The 14,947-nt window shown below is 66.4% G+C and carries 11 protein-coding genes and 1 tRNA gene; 10 read left to right on the plus strand and 2 right to left on the minus strand.

Annotation, left to right across the window (positions count from 1 at the left end):
• Positions 1-9: 9 nt before the first annotated feature.
• The gene (locus tag K2U94_RS11965; protein ID WP_336606161.1) at positions 10-663 is read left to right on the plus strand and encodes an ArsR/SmtB family transcription factor; all 654 of its coding nucleotides are present in this window, start codon (positions 10-12) and stop codon (positions 661-663) included.
• A 6-nt stretch (positions 664-669) separates the two neighbouring features.
• Here the strand turns inward: K2U94_RS11965 and K2U94_RS11970 are convergent.
• A tRNA-Gly gene (locus tag K2U94_RS11970) sits at positions 670-743 on the minus strand.
• Between the two features lie 77 nt (positions 744-820).
• Positions 821-2,662, minus strand: a complete 1,842-nt coding sequence (locus K2U94_RS11975) for an ABC transporter ATP-binding protein (protein WP_243067429.1) — start codon at positions 2,660-2,662, stop codon at positions 821-823.
• Positions 2,663-2,830: 168 nt separating this feature from the next.
• Between K2U94_RS11975 and K2U94_RS11980 the strand changes: the two genes are divergently transcribed.
• From K2U94_RS11980 to glgB, 9 genes are all read left to right on the plus strand, one after another.
• Entirely contained in the window at positions 2,831-3,016 is a 186-nt protein-coding gene (locus K2U94_RS11980) for a hypothetical protein (protein ID WP_243067430.1), read from the plus strand.
• Between the two features lie 159 nt (positions 3,017-3,175).
• Positions 3,176-3,601 (plus strand): phasin family protein, encoded by a 426-nt coding sequence (locus K2U94_RS11985; RefSeq protein WP_243067431.1) that lies wholly within the window; start codon positions 3,176-3,178, stop codon positions 3,599-3,601.
• A 72-nt stretch (positions 3,602-3,673) separates the two neighbouring features.
• Positions 3,674-6,952, plus strand: a complete 3,279-nt coding sequence (locus K2U94_RS11990) for a hypothetical protein (protein ID WP_243067432.1) — start codon at positions 3,674-3,676, stop codon at positions 6,950-6,952.
• On the plus strand, positions 6,952-7,887 hold the full coding sequence (locus K2U94_RS11995) for an OmpA/MotB family protein (RefSeq protein ID WP_243067433.1): 936 nt from the start codon (positions 6,952-6,954) through the stop codon (positions 7,885-7,887). The genes K2U94_RS11990 and K2U94_RS11995 overlap by 1 nt, the downstream gene beginning before the upstream one ends.
• Before the next feature lie 103 nt (positions 7,888-7,990).
• Positions 7,991-9,238 (plus strand): EH signature domain-containing protein, encoded by a 1,248-nt coding sequence (locus tag K2U94_RS12000; RefSeq protein WP_243067434.1) that lies wholly within the window; start codon positions 7,991-7,993, stop codon positions 9,236-9,238.
• Between the two features lie 90 nt (positions 9,239-9,328).
• On the plus strand, positions 9,329-9,568 hold the full coding sequence (locus K2U94_RS12005; protein ID WP_243067435.1) for a hypothetical protein: 240 nt from the start codon (positions 9,329-9,331) through the stop codon (positions 9,566-9,568).
• Between the two features lie 183 nt (positions 9,569-9,751).
• Positions 9,752-9,940: a hypothetical protein gene (locus tag K2U94_RS12010; protein ID WP_243067436.1), complete on the plus strand. Its 189-nt coding sequence runs from the start codon at positions 9,752-9,754 to the stop codon at positions 9,938-9,940.
• A gap of 173 nt (positions 9,941-10,113) precedes the next feature.
• Positions 10,114-12,636 carry a glycogen/starch/alpha-glucan phosphorylase gene (locus tag K2U94_RS12015; RefSeq protein WP_243067437.1) on the plus strand — a complete coding sequence of 841 codons (2,523 nt, stop codon included), beginning with the start codon at positions 10,114-10,116 and terminating at the stop codon, positions 12,634-12,636.
• Entirely contained in the window at positions 12,633-14,846 is a 2,214-nt protein-coding gene (gene glgB, locus K2U94_RS12020) for a 1,4-alpha-glucan branching protein GlgB (RefSeq protein WP_243067438.1), read from the plus strand. The genes K2U94_RS12015 and glgB overlap by 4 nt, the downstream gene beginning before the upstream one ends.
• The last annotated feature ends 101 nt before the right edge of the window (positions 14,847-14,947 follow it).

Below are 14,947 nucleotides of genomic sequence, written 5' to 3' on the forward strand. Positions count from 1 at the left end.
AAACGAGCCTTGTTCGCCCAGTTCGCCGCCGTCGCCAAGGCGATGGCCCACGAGCACCGGCTCGAACTGCTCGAACTCGTGGCCCAGGGCGAGCGCAGCGTGGAAAACCTCGCCGAGCGCAGCGGCATTACGATCGCCAACGCCTCCCAGCATTTGCAGCATTTGCGCCGCGCCGGCCTCGTCGCCGCGCGCCGCCAGGGCAAATTCGCGCTCTATCGCCTCGCCGACGATTCCGTGCTGGCGATGCTGGCGGCGATGCGCAAGGTGGCCGAACGCAATATCGGCGAAGTGGACCGGATATTGCGCGCCTATTCCGACGCCAGTGACAATCTGTCGCCGATGTCCCGCGCCGAACTGATGGGAAAACTGGAGAAGGGCGCCGTCACCGTCCTCGACGTGCGGCCCGAGGACGAATATGCCGCCGGCCACCTCCCCGGCGCCCGCAACCTGCCACTCGACCAGATCAGCCGCGAGGCGCCGAAGCTCGGCCGCGACGACGAGATCGTCGCCTATTGCCGCGGCCCCTATTGCATCCTGTCCTTCGAGGCGGTGGCCGAACTGCGCAAAGCCGGCTTCAACGCCCGCCGGATGGAAGACGGCTTCCCGGAATGGAAAGCCGCGGGCCTGCCCGTGGAGAAGGGCGCGGGTTCGCGGGCGTCGTGAAGAAGATGGAGCGGGTGAAGGGAATCGAACCCTCGTATTCAGCTTGGAAGGCTGCTGCTCTACCATTGAGCTACACCCGCGCGGGTCTGGTTATGCCAAGCGCCGGAACGCTTGGCAAGCCTCCCGGAACGGCGTCCGTCAGCCCGTTCCGCTCGCCTTACGCGACCTCGGCGCCGAGGAAGCCGCCGCTTTGGCGCCGCCATAGCTGGGCGTAGATGCCGTTGCGCGCCAGAAGTTCGTCGTGGCCGCCATCCTCGACGATCCGGCCTTTGTCCAGCACGATGAGCCGATCCATATGCGCGATGGTCGAGAGGCGGTGGGCGATGGCTATTGTTGTGCGGCCTTCCATCAGCTGGGTCATTTCCTCCTGAATGGCGGCCTCCACCTCGCTATCGAGCGCGCTGGTGGCCTCGTCCAGCACCAGAATCGGCGCGTCTTCGAGAATCACCCGCGCGATGGCGATGCGCTGGCGCTGCCCGCCTGAAAGTTTGACGCCCCTTTCCCCGACCTCCGCGGCATAGCCGGCGCCGCCGCTTTTGTCGCGCAAGGCGAGGATGAAGTCGTGGGCGTGGGCGCGTCGCGCGGCGTCGAGCATTTCCCTGTCGCTCGCCTCCGGCCTTCCATAGCAGATGTTCTCGGCGATCGAGCGATGCAGGAGGGTGTTGTCCTGGGTCACCACCGCGATCAGCCGGCGCAGGCTTTGCTGTGTCACCAGCGAAATATCCTGGCCATCGATGACAATCCGACCCGATTCGAGATCGTGGAAACGCAGGAGAAGGTTGACCAGAGTGCTTTTGCCGGCGCCGCTGCGGCCTATGAGGCCGACCTTCTGCCCCGCCGGGATCACCAGGCTGAGGTTTTCGATCACGCCGCCATCGCCCGGCTTGCGGTTCTGGCCGTAATGGAAGGCGACGTCGCGGAACTCGACCCGCCCGCCGCCAGGACGGACTTCGAGCGCGCGGGCGCCGGGCGCGTCCACCACCGAATAGGGCTGCGCGATCGTCTCCATACATTCCTCGACCCGCGCCAGGGTCTCGAAGACATTGGTGATTTCGGTGCGAATCCAGCCCGACATATTGACCATCTGCCAGGCCATCGGGATCACCATGATCGCGACGCCGGAGGTGATCCGTCCCGCCTGCCATTGCGCCAGCGCCAGAGCCGGCGAGGTCATCAGCAGCGCCACGTTCATCGCCGTGTGCGAGGCGCCCATCAGCCAGATCTTATGCAAAGCGGCGCCGAAACTGTCGGTGTGGCGGCGGAGTTCGTTGAGATTGGCGGCCGTTTCCTCCTGCTCGCGGCCGAACAGTTTTACGAGCCCGATATTGGCGAAGACGTCGTTGACATGGCCGACCAGTTCGGTGTGGTGGCGGGCATGGGCCAGCTGGAGCGCGCGCACGCGGGGCAGGAAATAGACCAGCGAGGCGATGAATCCCGTCAGCCAGATCAAAGTCGGCGCCGCCAGCCAGACGTCGAACCGCATCATGGCCACGACCGAGGCGAAGACGAAAAAGCCGCAATACCACACCGCGCTCATCACGCTGCGCAGGGGATCACGCATGGCCGCGCCGCCGTCCACTACCTTGTTGGCGAGCCGTCCGGCGAAATCATTGGTGAAATAGGCCATGGAATGGCCGAGCGTATAACGCGCGAGCTGATAGCGGATCAGATTGTTGAACCGCGCCGTGTAATGGTGGTCGTAGATATACCACAGCATCGCCATGCAGGCGCCCCAGCCAAGCAGGATCGGCGCGGCGATGCGCCACAGCCAGGGGTGGCTCAGGACGTCGCGGGTCGCTTGCGACGCGTTGATGTCGTTGACCAGCCAGCCGATCATCACCGGAATCATCGTCGCGCCGGCGGCGACGCAGGCCTCCAGCACGAGAAGAACAGCCAGCAGTCCTTTGATCTGGCGCACGAAATGCCAGACGAACGGCCACAGCCGCGCCGGCGGCGGCCCGTTCGGCGATCCCTCGATCGATACGATTTCAAATGGCATGGTTCATTCCGAAGGCGGCGCGCTCCCCGGGAAGCCCATAGCAGAAGGGAAGCGGCTGGCGAAGCCCCTCAAGAAGCCCCCAAGGCGAGGCCCATATTGCGCGGGGAAAGCGGGCTGACGTAAGCTTCGGCGCCCCGGCGGCCTTTCGTCTGGCGCGACGGAGTTCCCATGGATCAAAATCAGTTGATGCGGATCCTCGCCCTGGTGGCGCTGCTCCTCTATATCGGGCCCATGGCCTTCGGGGACCGATTGTCCGACCGCCAGCGGATCTGGATGTGGCGCGTCGCCGCGGCCGCGATCGCCGTCGGCGTGGCGATCGCATTGGTCGAAACCGTCCGCTGGTACACGCGCTGACCGATCCGCGGCGGGTTTCCGGCTTGAGCTTCATATTGCGTCGCACAATTTTATTGCGGCGCATTACGGCCTCAACTAGTATGGATGGCGCTGCGGAGCGGCCTCGACCGGCCTCGCCGCGCAGGACTGTTCCGACCAAATCGTCCATAAGGTGTTGCCATGTCCGAGACCAAGATCCCCGCCGAAGTCGCCCAAATTTCCAGCGAAAACGTCCGCAAAATGGCGGAAAAGGGCGTGAGCCAGGCCCGCGAAACCTACGAGAAGCTCAACGCCGCCGCCAAGGAAACCGCCGGCTCGCTCGACGCCAGCGCCTCCATCGTCCTCAAGGGCCTCGTCGAATTCAACGCCAAGGCGCTCGAAGCCTTTCACGCCAACGCCCACATGACCCTCGACTATCTGGCCTCGCTCGCCAGCGTGAAGGCCCCGACCGAAATCGTTCCGCTGCAGTCGGCCTATGCCGAGAAGCAGTTCAAGGCCCTCAACGATCAGACCAAGGACCTCTCCGCTCTGGCGCAGAAGATCGCCAAGGAATGCGTCGAGCCGATCAAGGGCCAGTTCGAAAAGACCCTGAAGTCCGCCGCCTGAACGGCTTGAAGCCGCCGCGTCGCCTTGTGGCGCGGCGGCGCTTTGCAAATCGTGCGACGGCCGGGATGAATGATGGATCGTTTCGCCGACCTTGTCCTGACGCCAATCGCCCTGTTTTCCGGCCGCCCCTTGGCGGTCGGCATCGCTTTCGGCATAATCGGCTCGGCGCTGCTGCTGTGGCTTCTGGCCCTGCGCCCCGCCGAACGCCGTTTCTTGAGCCCGCTGTGGCGAACCGCCCGCGCCCTGCGCGCATTGAGCGCCAAAGCGGAAACGCCTGAGGCCTTGTTCGCCGAGGCCGATGCGGTTTTCGCCGCGAACAGCCTCGCCCCCGCCTGGCGGCGCTACCATTCGGGGGTCGAATTTGAGGACGGCGCCGCCTTTTCCTATTCCGACCCGGCCGATTTCTTCGCACTCGTCCACCTGCCCGGCCATTCCTATCCCAAATGGTCGTCCACCCTTGCCGGCGTCTTTCTGACCGTCGGCCTGTTCTTCACCTTTGTCGGTCTGTCCGCCGCGCTCCTGCAGCTTGGCGGCCACGGTCACGATTCGCTGTCGCCGGCCCAGCTCAAACAGGCGGTCGAGGGCATTCTCGCCGTCAGCTCGGTCAAGTTCATCACCTCGATCGCTGGCATTCTCGCCTATATTTTCTGGAGCGTGATCGCGCGCCAGCAGGCTGGCGCCCAGACCCAGGCCGAGGACGCCCTGCTGCATGAAATCCGGGCGCTTTCGACCTATGTCGCGCCGGAAATGATCCTGCGCCGCCAATTGCGGCTGATGGAGGCCCAGAACGCCAGATTCGGCGGGCTGTTCGAGGCGCTCGACGTCCTGCCGCGCCGGATCGGCGACGTCCAGAGCGGCTTGGGCAATGAGATCGGACGCGGCGCGGAGGAGCTGAACCAGTCCGCCGCGCGCATGGCCGCTTTGATGGAGCAGAGCCAGGACCGCATGGCCGCGACGCTCGCCGCCTTCGAGCTCAAGATCGCCAATCTGCCCTCCGCCTTCGCCGCGACCGCCGAGCAGGGCGCGCGCGACATGAGCGCCGCGCTTCGCCAGACCCTCGACGGCGCCGCTTTAGCCGCCGACGAGGCCGGCCGCGCCGGCGCCGAGAAAATGACGGCCCGGATCGAGGGCGTGGCCGCCGCGCTCGCCGCCGCCGCCGCCGCGCTGACCCAGGCCGGCGTCGAGTCGCGCGCCCAGATGGCCGAGGGCGCCAAAGCCGTGTCGGCCTCCGGCGAAGAGGCCGCCGCGCGGCTGACCCGCATGGTTGACGCCTTCGCCTCGGCCGTCGGCCGCCTGTCCGAGCGGCTGGGCCAGACCGAGCAGGCGCTCGCCGCCCACAACGAGGAGCTCGACAGATCCGGCGCGGCCGTTGCAAGCGCCTCCGGCGAACTGGTCCACGCCGCGGGCGCCATGGAAGGCGCCGCCGCGCCGCTGACCGAGGCCACCCACACGTTCCGCGAAGCCATGGTCGGCCTGGGGGAAGCCGCCCGCCGCATCGAGACCATTGCCGCCTCGGGCGACCAGATCGCCGGCCATGTCGCCGCCTATGGCGCGCAGATGACTCATTCGCTCGCCTCGTTCGAATCCCTTTCCGAGACGTTCAAGGCGACCCAGACCGGCTTCGGCGACGAAATCGGACGCGGCGCCGGCGAACTTTCGCAATCGGCGGCGCGGATGGCGGCGCAAATGGAGCAGGCGCAGGAGCGCCTCGCCGCGACCCTCGGCGCTTTCGAAGCCAGGATCGCGGGCATCGCGCCGGCGATCGCCGCGGCCGCCGAGGACAGCACGCGCAAGGCCGGCTCCGCTTTGCTCGCCTCGCTCGACAGCGCCGCCCAGGTGACCGAACAGGCCAGCCGCACCAACAGCGAAGAGATTTCGGCCCGCGTCGAAAGCGTCGCCGCCGCGCTCACCGCCGCGGCTTCGGCGCTGGCCCAGGCCGGCGTCGATTCCCGCGCGCAAATGTCCGAGGGCATGCAAGCCGTCACCGCCACGGGCGAAGAGGCCGCCGCGCGGCTGGCGCGCATGGTCGATTCCTTCGCCACCGCCGTCGCCAGCCTTTCAACCCGGCTCGACCAGACCGAGCAGGCGCTCGCCGCCCATAACGAGCGTCTCGACAAATCCGGCGAGATCGTCTCCGGCGCCTCCAACAATCTGGCGCTGGCGGCCGGCGCCATGGAAAGCGCCGCCGCGCCTTTGACGACCGCGACGCTGACCTTCCGCGACGCCATGACCCGCCTGACCGAAGCCGCCGCCCGCATCGAGCAGATTTCCAGCTCCGGCGACGCCATCGCCGGCCATATCGCCGCCTTCGGCGCGCAGATGACCGGCGCGCTGACCGCTTTCGACGCTTTGCCCGACAAGATCAAGGCGACCGAGGGCGGCTTCGGCGACGAAATCGGCCGCTCGGCGGCCGCGCTCGGCGAGGCCGCCAAACGCATGAGCGCCGGATTCGAACAGGGCCAGGCGTCGCTCGCGGCGACGCTCGCCTCGTTCGAGGCCAGAATTCTCGCCATGCCGGCGGCGCTGGCTTCGGCGTCCGAGCAATCCTCGCGCGAGATCGGCGAAAAGGTCCAGACCGCGCTCGACAGCGTCGCGGCGGTGGCGACGCGGGCGACGAGTGGCGGCGCCGATCTGTTCGCGGCGCGGGTCGACGAGATCGCCCGCTCGCTCGCCATGGCCGCCGACCGCCTGATGCAGGCGAGCGACGCCTCCGGCGTGAAAATGCGCGAGAGCCAGGACATGCTCGCCGCCGGCGCCGCCCAGGGCGCGCAGCTCATTTCCGGCGCGGCGGAAGGCTCGGCCGAGATGTTGAACCGGACCGTCGAACGTTTCGCCGATTCGGCGCGCGGCCTGTCGCTGAAACTGGCCGAGGTCGCGCTCGGCATGGACGCCCAGAACGCGCGGCTGGAAAAGGCGGGCGCCATCGTGTCGGGGGCGTCAGAAGCGCTCGCCGAGGCCGCCGGGACGGTCAAGGACGCGGCGCCGCCGCTCGCCTCGGCCAGCGCCTCGCTCAAGGGCGCCATGGACAATTTCGCCGGCGCGGCCGAGCAGGTTCGGGCCGTTTCCGAATCCGGACGCCAAGTCGTCGAGACCTTCCGTCTTTCGGCGGCCCAGGCCAACGACAGCCTCGGCGCCCATGCCGCGAGCTTCCGCGAGGTCGAGCGCGCGGTCGCCAAAACGCTCGACGAACTGACCGGCGGCGTACAGGCCCTGGGCCACGAAATTTCGACCTGTATCGAGACCTACGACAATGAAATCGCGCGCTCGATCGGCAGCCTGGAAGCGGCCCTGATCGACATGGGCGACATCATCGACAATCGCGCGGGCAAAAAGACCGCCGAGGCGCGCTGATGTTCTCCGCCCGCGTCCATAAAATCGAGGAAGAGGAAAAGAAGGACGTCTTCGCGCCGGTCGCGGACCTCATGGTCGGCGTGGTGTTCATCTTCATCATCATGGTCCTGGCTTTGTCGCTGGTGATGATGGAGGACGCTGTCCCGCGTTCGCTTTACGACCAGACCACGAAAGAACTGCAGCGGGTCACGGCCCAGCGCGACGCCCTGGAAAAACGGGCGGCAAAACTCTCCGACTTTGTCGCCTTCCTCAAGACCCAGGGCGTCGTTCCCCTGCTCGACCGTCTCGCCGAGGCCGACGCCACCCGCGCCGAAATCCTGAAAATGCTGCAAAAGCGCCTCGCCGCCAGGGGCGTGACTGTCGAGGCCGATTTCCGCGACGGCGTGCTGCGCCTGCCGACCGGCAATCTGTTCGAATCGGGCAAGGCTGACCCGACCCCCTACGGCCGCGACGTGATCCGGCTGTTGGGCGCCGCTTTGGCCGATGTCGCGCCCTGCTTCCTGCCGGGCGCCTCGGCCAGATCCGGGCAGATTGCGGCCTGCCCGCCGCAATCGCGCGGCAGCGTGCTGAACGCGGTCTATATCGAGGGCCACACCGATTCCGCGCCCCTGCGCGGCGGCGCGGGCTTTCGCGACAATTGGGATCTTTCCGCCGCCCGCGCCATCGCCGCCTTTCGCATCGCGCGCGACTCCGACCCGCGCGTGCCGAATCTCAGGAACGCCGAGGGCAAGAGCCTGCTCGGCGTCAGCGGCTATGCCGACACCAGGCCCGTGACCGTAGGCCTCACCGAGAAGGAGCGTTCCGACAAGGCGATCATGGAGCGCGACCGCCGCATCGAGGTCCGGCTGATCATGGCGGTCAACCGCGACGAGGTGGAAAAGACTCTTCGCGAACTGAACAAAAGGCTGGACAGCCTCGATGCCGTCGCCAAGTGACAAGACAGGTGTCGGGACAGGTGACGGGACTTGGCTCGCGCAGCGTTCGCGGCTCGCCCGCCTCGCCAGAGATCTTGAAGAGCGCCACGGACCCGGGCGAGCCTTGCCCGGGTCGCCGGAGCGGGTGATCGACCGCGCCGCGCGAAAACTCGCCGCGAGCGGGGGCGACATCGATGCGCTGGATTTTGCCGAGAAGAAAGCCGTGCTCGAACTGTTGTGGCGCCGGCGCGGTCCCTGGATCGCGCGCGAGCCGGACATCGAGGCCTGGCTGCGCTGGGCCGGGACTGACTGGAAGCCGCGCATCGCGGAAACGCGCGTCTGCATGGCGCTGCTGCGCCATTACGACCCCGAGCTTCCCGTCGCCGGTCTAAGCCAATCCTGGCTGTCCGGGCGCGCCGGGGCGCTATGGGGCCGATTCGGCGATTTCGCCCGCACCTGGCGGCTGTGGGAAGGCGTGGAAGCGGTCGCGCGGGTCGCCGGGTCGCTGGCGGCGGGCGATCTTTCCTTCCTGCGCGACGGCGAACGCGCCGCCCAGACGCGCCCCATCCTGCAAGGCTCGGGCTTTCTCGTCGCCGTGGCCGAGAACTACGCCTTGCGCGCCGCGGCTGCCGGCGACTGGACGGCGGCGGGGTCCATGCTGGATTTCTTCGAACCTGCCGGTCTCCTTGGCGCCGGCGGCCCCGCCGCGGCGCGGGCGCGGGCCAAGATCGCCTTCGTTTCCGGCCTGGTCGGTTTCGGCGCGCGCAGCGGCGCCGAAACCATCGGCCATGCGCTGAAACTCGCTTTCCGCATCGCCGGCGACCCGCGCGCGGGGCTGGAGGATTGGCGCGACATTCCCGAGGACGTGCTTGCGCAGGTCGAGCGCTGGCTGGCGGCGGACACGCTTGAGGCCGCCTTCCGCATCGTCGCGGATTTGCGCACCGACGAGCCGGACGCGCTGGCGCGCCGCCGCGCCTTCTGGCGGGCTTTTCTGCCTTTCGTGACGCGGGCGCGGCTCATCGGCGCGCGCAAGGCGCAGAGCGCCGCCGTCTTGCTCCATGCGCCCTGTTCGTCGCTTTCGACTTATTTGAGCGACCATTGCGGCTTTCTGCTGGAGCTTCGGGGACCGGACGGGCGCGATCTCGTCGTGCTGGAGCTGAACAATCTCGCCCAGAGCCTGTTCTGGCCCGGCGACGACCCGCGCGCGCCCGGCTTCGACCAGCGCGCCTATGACGGCGGCGCCCTGCGCGCGAAATGCGACCGCGCCTTGAGCCACCTGCCGCCGCAAGGCTGGGAAGAGAAATTCGCTCAGCTGATCGCCCAGGAAACCGGAATTGTTCTGCCAGCGTTCAGCTCGAAGGATTTTCAATAGCGCGGCTCGTTCCTGTAGAGTCCGGCGCGGCGCCCGAGTCGCGCCGCGCTTCGGCTTTCGGGAGCGGAGCGCATTGGAAAGGACACACCCATGAAAAAGGTGCTTTTCGCTCTCTTCGGCCTTGGCATGATCTTCGCCGACGTTTCCGCCGCCAACGCCGTCGTCTGCGCGCGCGGCCCCTATCGCGCCGGCTGCGCCGGTCCGCGCGGCGCCGTGGTCACCGGCCATCCGCACTATCGTCCCTATTATGGGCCGCATTATCGCCGTCCCTATTATGGGCCGCGTTATCACCATCCCTATTACGGGCCGCGTTATCACCGTCCCTATTAAGGGCCGCGTTGCTACTGGCGCGCCGGCGTCCGCATCTGCCGCTGACGCCTGTGCAAACTCAGTCGAGGCGCAATTTTAATGTCGCAGCTCGCTCATATTCTCGCGGGCGCGGTGATAGAAGATCGCTTAGCTTCGGCTTTCAGGCTTGCGGGAGCGGAGCGCATCGGGAAAAGGAATTCGTCCATGAAGAAATTGGCTCTTGCTCTCTTCGCCCTCGGCATGGTCGTCGCCGACATGCCGGCCGCCAACGCGGTCGTCTGCGCGCGCGGCGTCTATCGCGCGGGCTGCGCCGGCCCGCGCGGCGCAGTGGTCACCCACCGCCGACCGCCGGTGCGCTGCTATTACCATCGCGGCGTGCGCGTCTGCCGCTGATCCTTCGCGGCTCATGTGAAATCGGGCGGCTTCGCGCAAGCGAAGCCGCTTTTCGTATTTATCGGGCGCTTCGTCTTTGGTCGTAGCGTGGCGATTGATCTTGGGCGCATCGGCCGTTTAATGTGGGTCGAGACCGGCGCGCGCCCGGCGCGCCGCCAGCCGGAACGTCCCCTATGAACGAACTCGCCACTCCCGCTCCCGCCGGTTCAGAGCCGGAAGCGGAGCTGTCCGCCGACGCGCGCGCCGCCCAGTTCGCGCAACAGGTCGGGCAATTGCGCGACGCCGTGATCGAAAAGCTCACTTATTCCGTCGGCAAGGACCGCAACACGGCGAGCGAGCGCGACTGGTTCATCTCGGTGGCGCTCGCCACCCGCGACCATATCGTCAACGACTGGATGCGCTCGGTGCGCGCCGCCTATCAGGAGAACCGCCGGCGGGTCTATTACCTGTCGCTGGAATTCCTCATCGGCCGCCTGCTGATCGATTCGCTCACCAATCTGGGCCTGGTCGAGCAGATGCGGGCGGCGCTTTCGAGCCTCGACATGGATCTCGACAAATTGCGCCAGGTCGAGCCCGACGCAGCGCTCGGGAATGGCGGCCTCGGCCGCCTCGCCGCCTGTTTCATGGAGAGCATGGCGACGCTTTCCATCGCCGGCCACGGCTATGGCATACGTTACGACAACGGCATGTTCCGCCAGACCATTACGGACGGCTGGCAGCACGAATATCCCGAGGACTGGCTGGACTTCGGCAATCCATGGGAGTTCCCGCGCCCAGAGGTCGCGCATAACATCGGCTTCGGCGGCGTGGTCGACGCCATGCCGCGCGATAATGGCTCGCCCGCGCGGATCTGGCGCCCGAGCGAAACGGTGGTCGCGGCCGCCTATGACACGCCGATCGTCGGGTGGCCCGGCGCCGACAAAAGCAATTTCGTGAACACCTTGCGCCTGTGGTCGGCGCGCGCCCCCGATCCCTTGCGCCTGGACGTCTTCAACGAGGGCGATTATGTCGGCGCCCTGGCCGACCAGGTCCGCGCCGAATCCATCTCAAAAATCCTCTATCCCGCCGATTCCACCCCCGCCGGGCAGGAATTGCGCCTGCGGCAGGAATATTTCTTCGCCTCCGCCTCGCTGCAGGATCTCATCCGCCGCCATCTGCGGCAAAACGGCGACATCGACGCCCTCGCCGACTACGTCGTGATCCAGCTCAACGACACCCATCCGGCGATCGCCGTCGCGGAGATGATGCGCCTGCTGGTGGACGTCTATGTGCTGGACTGGGACCGCGCCTGGGAAATCACGCAGGCGACCTTCTGCTACACCAACCACACTCTTTTGCCCGAGGCGCTCGAAACCTGGCCGGCCCCGCTGATGGAGCGGCTGCTGCCGCGCCACATGCAAATCATCTATCTCATCAACGCCAGGCACCTCGACCGGCTGCGCGCCGAGGGCATGGAAGATCCGGGGAAATTGTCCGCGCTGTCGCTGATCGACGAGCATCACGGCCGCCACGTCCGCATGGGCCATCTGGCCTTTCTCGGCTCGCACAAGGTCAATGGCGTGTCGGCGCTCCATACGGAACTGGTCAAGCAGACCGTGTTCCGCGACTTTAACGAAATCTACCCCGACCGCATCGTGAACAAGACCAACGGCGTCACCTTCCGTCGCTGGCTCCTGGAAGCCAATCCGCATCTGACGAAGCTGCTCGCCGAGACGATCGGCAAGGACTTCTATAACGACGCCGAAGCGCTGAAGGCGCTGGAGCCTCTGGCGACCGACCTCGATTTCCAGGCGCGCTTCGCCGGCGCCCGGCTCGCCAACAAGACGGCGCTTGCCGGCCTGATCGCCGACCGGATGATGATCAAGGTCGATCCCAACGCGATCTTCGACGTGCAGATCAAGCGCATCCATGAATACAAGCGCCAACTGCTCAATATTCTCCAGACCATCGCGCATTATAACGATATTCGCGCCCATCCCATGCGCGACTGTGTGCCGCGGGTGAAAATCTTCGCCGGCAAGGCCGCGGCGAGCTATCATATGGCCAAGCTGATCATCAAGCTCGCCAATGACGTGGCGCGCGTGGTCAACAACGACCCCACGGTGCGCGATTTGCTCAAGGTTGTGTTCCTGCCCAATTACAATGTCAGCCTGGCCGAGGCGATCATACCGGCCGCCGACCTTTCGGAGCAGATTTCGACCGCCGGCATGGAGGCTTCCGGCACCGGCAACATGAAAATGGCGCTCAACGGGGCGCTGACCATCGGCACGCTCGACGGCGCCAATGTCGAGATCAGGGAGCACGTCGGCGCCGATAATATTTGCATCTTCGGCCTCACCGCCGAGGAGGTCGCGGTGCGGCGCGCACGCGGCAACGACGCGCGCGACACCATCGCCGCTTCGCCGATGCTGCGCGAGGTGCTGGAGTCGATCCGGGACGGCGCCTTCTCGCCCGATGACCGCAATCGCTACGCAACGCTGGTCGATATGCTGACCTATCACGATTATTTCCTCGTGACGGCCGATTTCGACGCCTATTGCGCGACGCAGATGAATATCGCCCGACGCTGGCGCGACCGCAAATCGTGGTGGCGTTCGGCAATCCTCAACACCGCCCGCACCGGCTGGTTTTCCTCCGACCGGACGATCGCCGAATATGCCGACGACATCTGGAAGGTTCCCGTTCGCCCATCATGAAGCCAATCCCAGACGGGGCGCCGGACGCCGACATCGCTGAGATCGCCGCCGGCCAGCATCCCGACCCTTTCGCCGTGCTCGGCCCGCACCCCTGCGACGGCGGCGTGGTCATCCGCGCCTTCGCGCCCGGCGCCCGGACGCTCGCCGCCGTCTTTGCCGACGGCGTGCGCTACGCGCTCGATGCGCGCAGCGAACCCGGCTTTTTCGAAGGCGTCTGCCTTGGCAAGCCGGTCTTCGCCGCCTATCGGCTCGTCGCCGCCAACGAGGGCGGCGCATGGGAATGGGACGACCCCTATCGCTTCGGGCCGATCCTCGGAGAAATGGACGATCATCTGCTCGTCGAGGGCGCGCATCTCGAGCTTTACCGCCGGCTCGGCGCCCATGTCCTGACCCATGAAGGCGTCGAGGGCGTGCATTTCTCGGTCTGGGCGCCGCACGCGGCCCGGGTCTCCGTGGTCGGCGACTTCAACGCCTGGGACGGGCGCCGCCATCCCATGCGCAAGCGCGTCGACAGCGGCTTATGGGAAATTTTCATCCCCGATTTGGGACAGGGCGTCCTCTACAAATATGAAATTCTTTCGGCCTCGGGCGATCTCATGCCGCTCAAGGCCGATCCCTTCGGCCAGGAGGCGCAATTGCGGCCCTCCACCGCCTCCGCCGTGCCGGGCGTGAAGGATTTTGCGTGGACCGACGCCGATTATCTCGCCGCGCGGGCGCCAAACGACCCGCGGCGCGCGCCCATGACCATCTACGAGGTCCATCTCGGCTCCTGGCGCCGGGGCGACGACAATCGCTTCCTGACCTATGACGAACTCGCCGACAGCCTGATCCCCTATGCGCGGGACCAGGGCTTCACCCATCTGGAACTGCTGCCGGTCTCCGAGCATCCGCTCGACGCCTCCTGGGGCTACCAGCCGATCGGCCTGTTCGCGCCGACCTCGCGTTTCGGCGACGCGGAAGGATTCAAGCGTTTCATGGACCGCGCCCATGCGGAAGGTCTGGGCGTAATTCTCGACTGGGTCCCGGCGCATTTCCCGACCGACGAGCATGGCCTCGCCTGGTTCGACGGCGAACCGCTTTACGAGCACGCCGATCCCCGCCGCGGCTTCCATCCCGACTGGAACACCGCGATCTATGATTTCGGTCGCCGCGAGATCGCCAATTTTCTCGCCGTCAACGCGCTCTACTGGTTCGAGCAGTTCCACATCGACGGGTTGCGCGTCGATGCCGTCGCCTCCATGCTCTACCTCGACTATTCGCGAAAAGAGGGCGAGTGGACGCCGAACCAATATGGCGGCAAGGAAAATCTCGAAGCCATCGCCTTCCTGCAAAGGGTCAACCGCCTCGTCTATGAACGCTACCCCGGCGCGCTGATGATCGCCGAGGAATCGACCGCCTGGCCGGGGGTGTCGCAACCCGTCCATTCGGGAGGCCTCGGTTTCGGCTTCAAATGGAACATGGGCTGGATGAACGACACTTTGCGCTATGTCGCGCAGGACCCGGCCTATCGCCGCTGGAGCCACCACCAGCTCACTTTCGGCCTGCTCTACGCCTTCGCCGAGAATTTCATCCTGCCGATCTCCCATGACGAAGTGGTGCACGGCAAGGGCTCGGTCGTCGGCAAGATGCCCGGCGACGAATGGCAAAAATTCGCCAACGCCCGCGCCTATTACGCTTTCATGTGGGCGCATCCAGGCAAGAAGCTTCTGTTCATGGGGCAGGATTTCGGCCAGACCGCCGAATGGACCGAAACCCGGTCGCTCGACTGGCATTTGCTGGAGTTTTGGCCCCACGCCGGCCTGAGCCGGCTGGTTCGCGACCTCAACCATCTCTATCGCGCGCATCCCGCGCTCCACGCCCGCGACTGCGAGGACGAGGGTTTCCAATGGCTGGTGGTGGACGACGAGGACAATTCGGTCTTCGCCTGGCTGCGGCGCGGCGGGCCGGACGATCCGCCCATCGCCGTCGTGGTGAATTTCACCCCCGTGCCGCGCCCCGATTACCGCATTCCCCTGCCCGCGCCCGGCCGCTGGCGCGAAATCCTCAACAGCGATTCCCACGATTACGGCGGCTCAGGCCTCGGCAATTTCGGCGAGGTTCATGCGCATCCCGAGCCCTGCCAGGGGCAGCCGGCCTCGGCCCGCGTCATGGCTCCGCCGCTCGCCGCCCTTTACCTGATCCTGGAACCGGAAGCCGAACAAGGGATTTGATCCCGAACGAAGCGGCCGAAACTGGCCGACCTACAATAAACAGCAGCGCTGCAACAGCTGCCGGAGGAACCGCCCGATGACGAAATCCTTCACCGTTCCGC

This window comes from Candidatus Rhodoblastus alkanivorans, assembly GCF_022760755.1.
Classification (GTDB): domain Bacteria; phylum Pseudomonadota; class Alphaproteobacteria; order Rhizobiales; family Beijerinckiaceae; genus Rhodoblastus; species Rhodoblastus alkanivorans.

Coding starts and splice junctions, on each gene's coding strand:
- K2U94_RS11975 (WP_243067429.1), bottom strand. CDS start 2,662: ATGCCATTTGAAATCGTATCGATCGAGGGATCGCCGAACGGGCCGCCG.
- K2U94_RS11980 (WP_243067430.1), top strand. CDS start 2,831: ATGGATCAAAATCAGTTGATGCGGATCCTCGCCCTGGTGGCGCTGCTC.
- K2U94_RS11985 (WP_243067431.1), top strand. CDS start 3,176: ATGTCCGAGACCAAGATCCCCGCCGAAGTCGCCCAAATTTCCAGCGAA.
- K2U94_RS11990 (WP_243067432.1), top strand. CDS start 3,674: ATGGATCGTTTCGCCGACCTTGTCCTGACGCCAATCGCCCTGTTTTCC.
- K2U94_RS11995 (WP_243067433.1), top strand. CDS start 6,952: ATGTTCTCCGCCCGCGTCCATAAAATCGAGGAAGAGGAAAAGAAGGAC.
- K2U94_RS12005 (WP_243067435.1), top strand. CDS start 9,329: ATGAAAAAGGTGCTTTTCGCTCTCTTCGGCCTTGGCATGATCTTCGCC.
- K2U94_RS12010 (WP_243067436.1), top strand. CDS start 9,752: ATGAAGAAATTGGCTCTTGCTCTCTTCGCCCTCGGCATGGTCGTCGCC.
- K2U94_RS12015 (WP_243067437.1), top strand. CDS start 10,114: ATGAACGAACTCGCCACTCCCGCTCCCGCCGGTTCAGAGCCGGAAGCG.
- glgB (WP_243067438.1), top strand. CDS start 12,633: ATGAAGCCAATCCCAGACGGGGCGCCGGACGCCGACATCGCTGAGATC.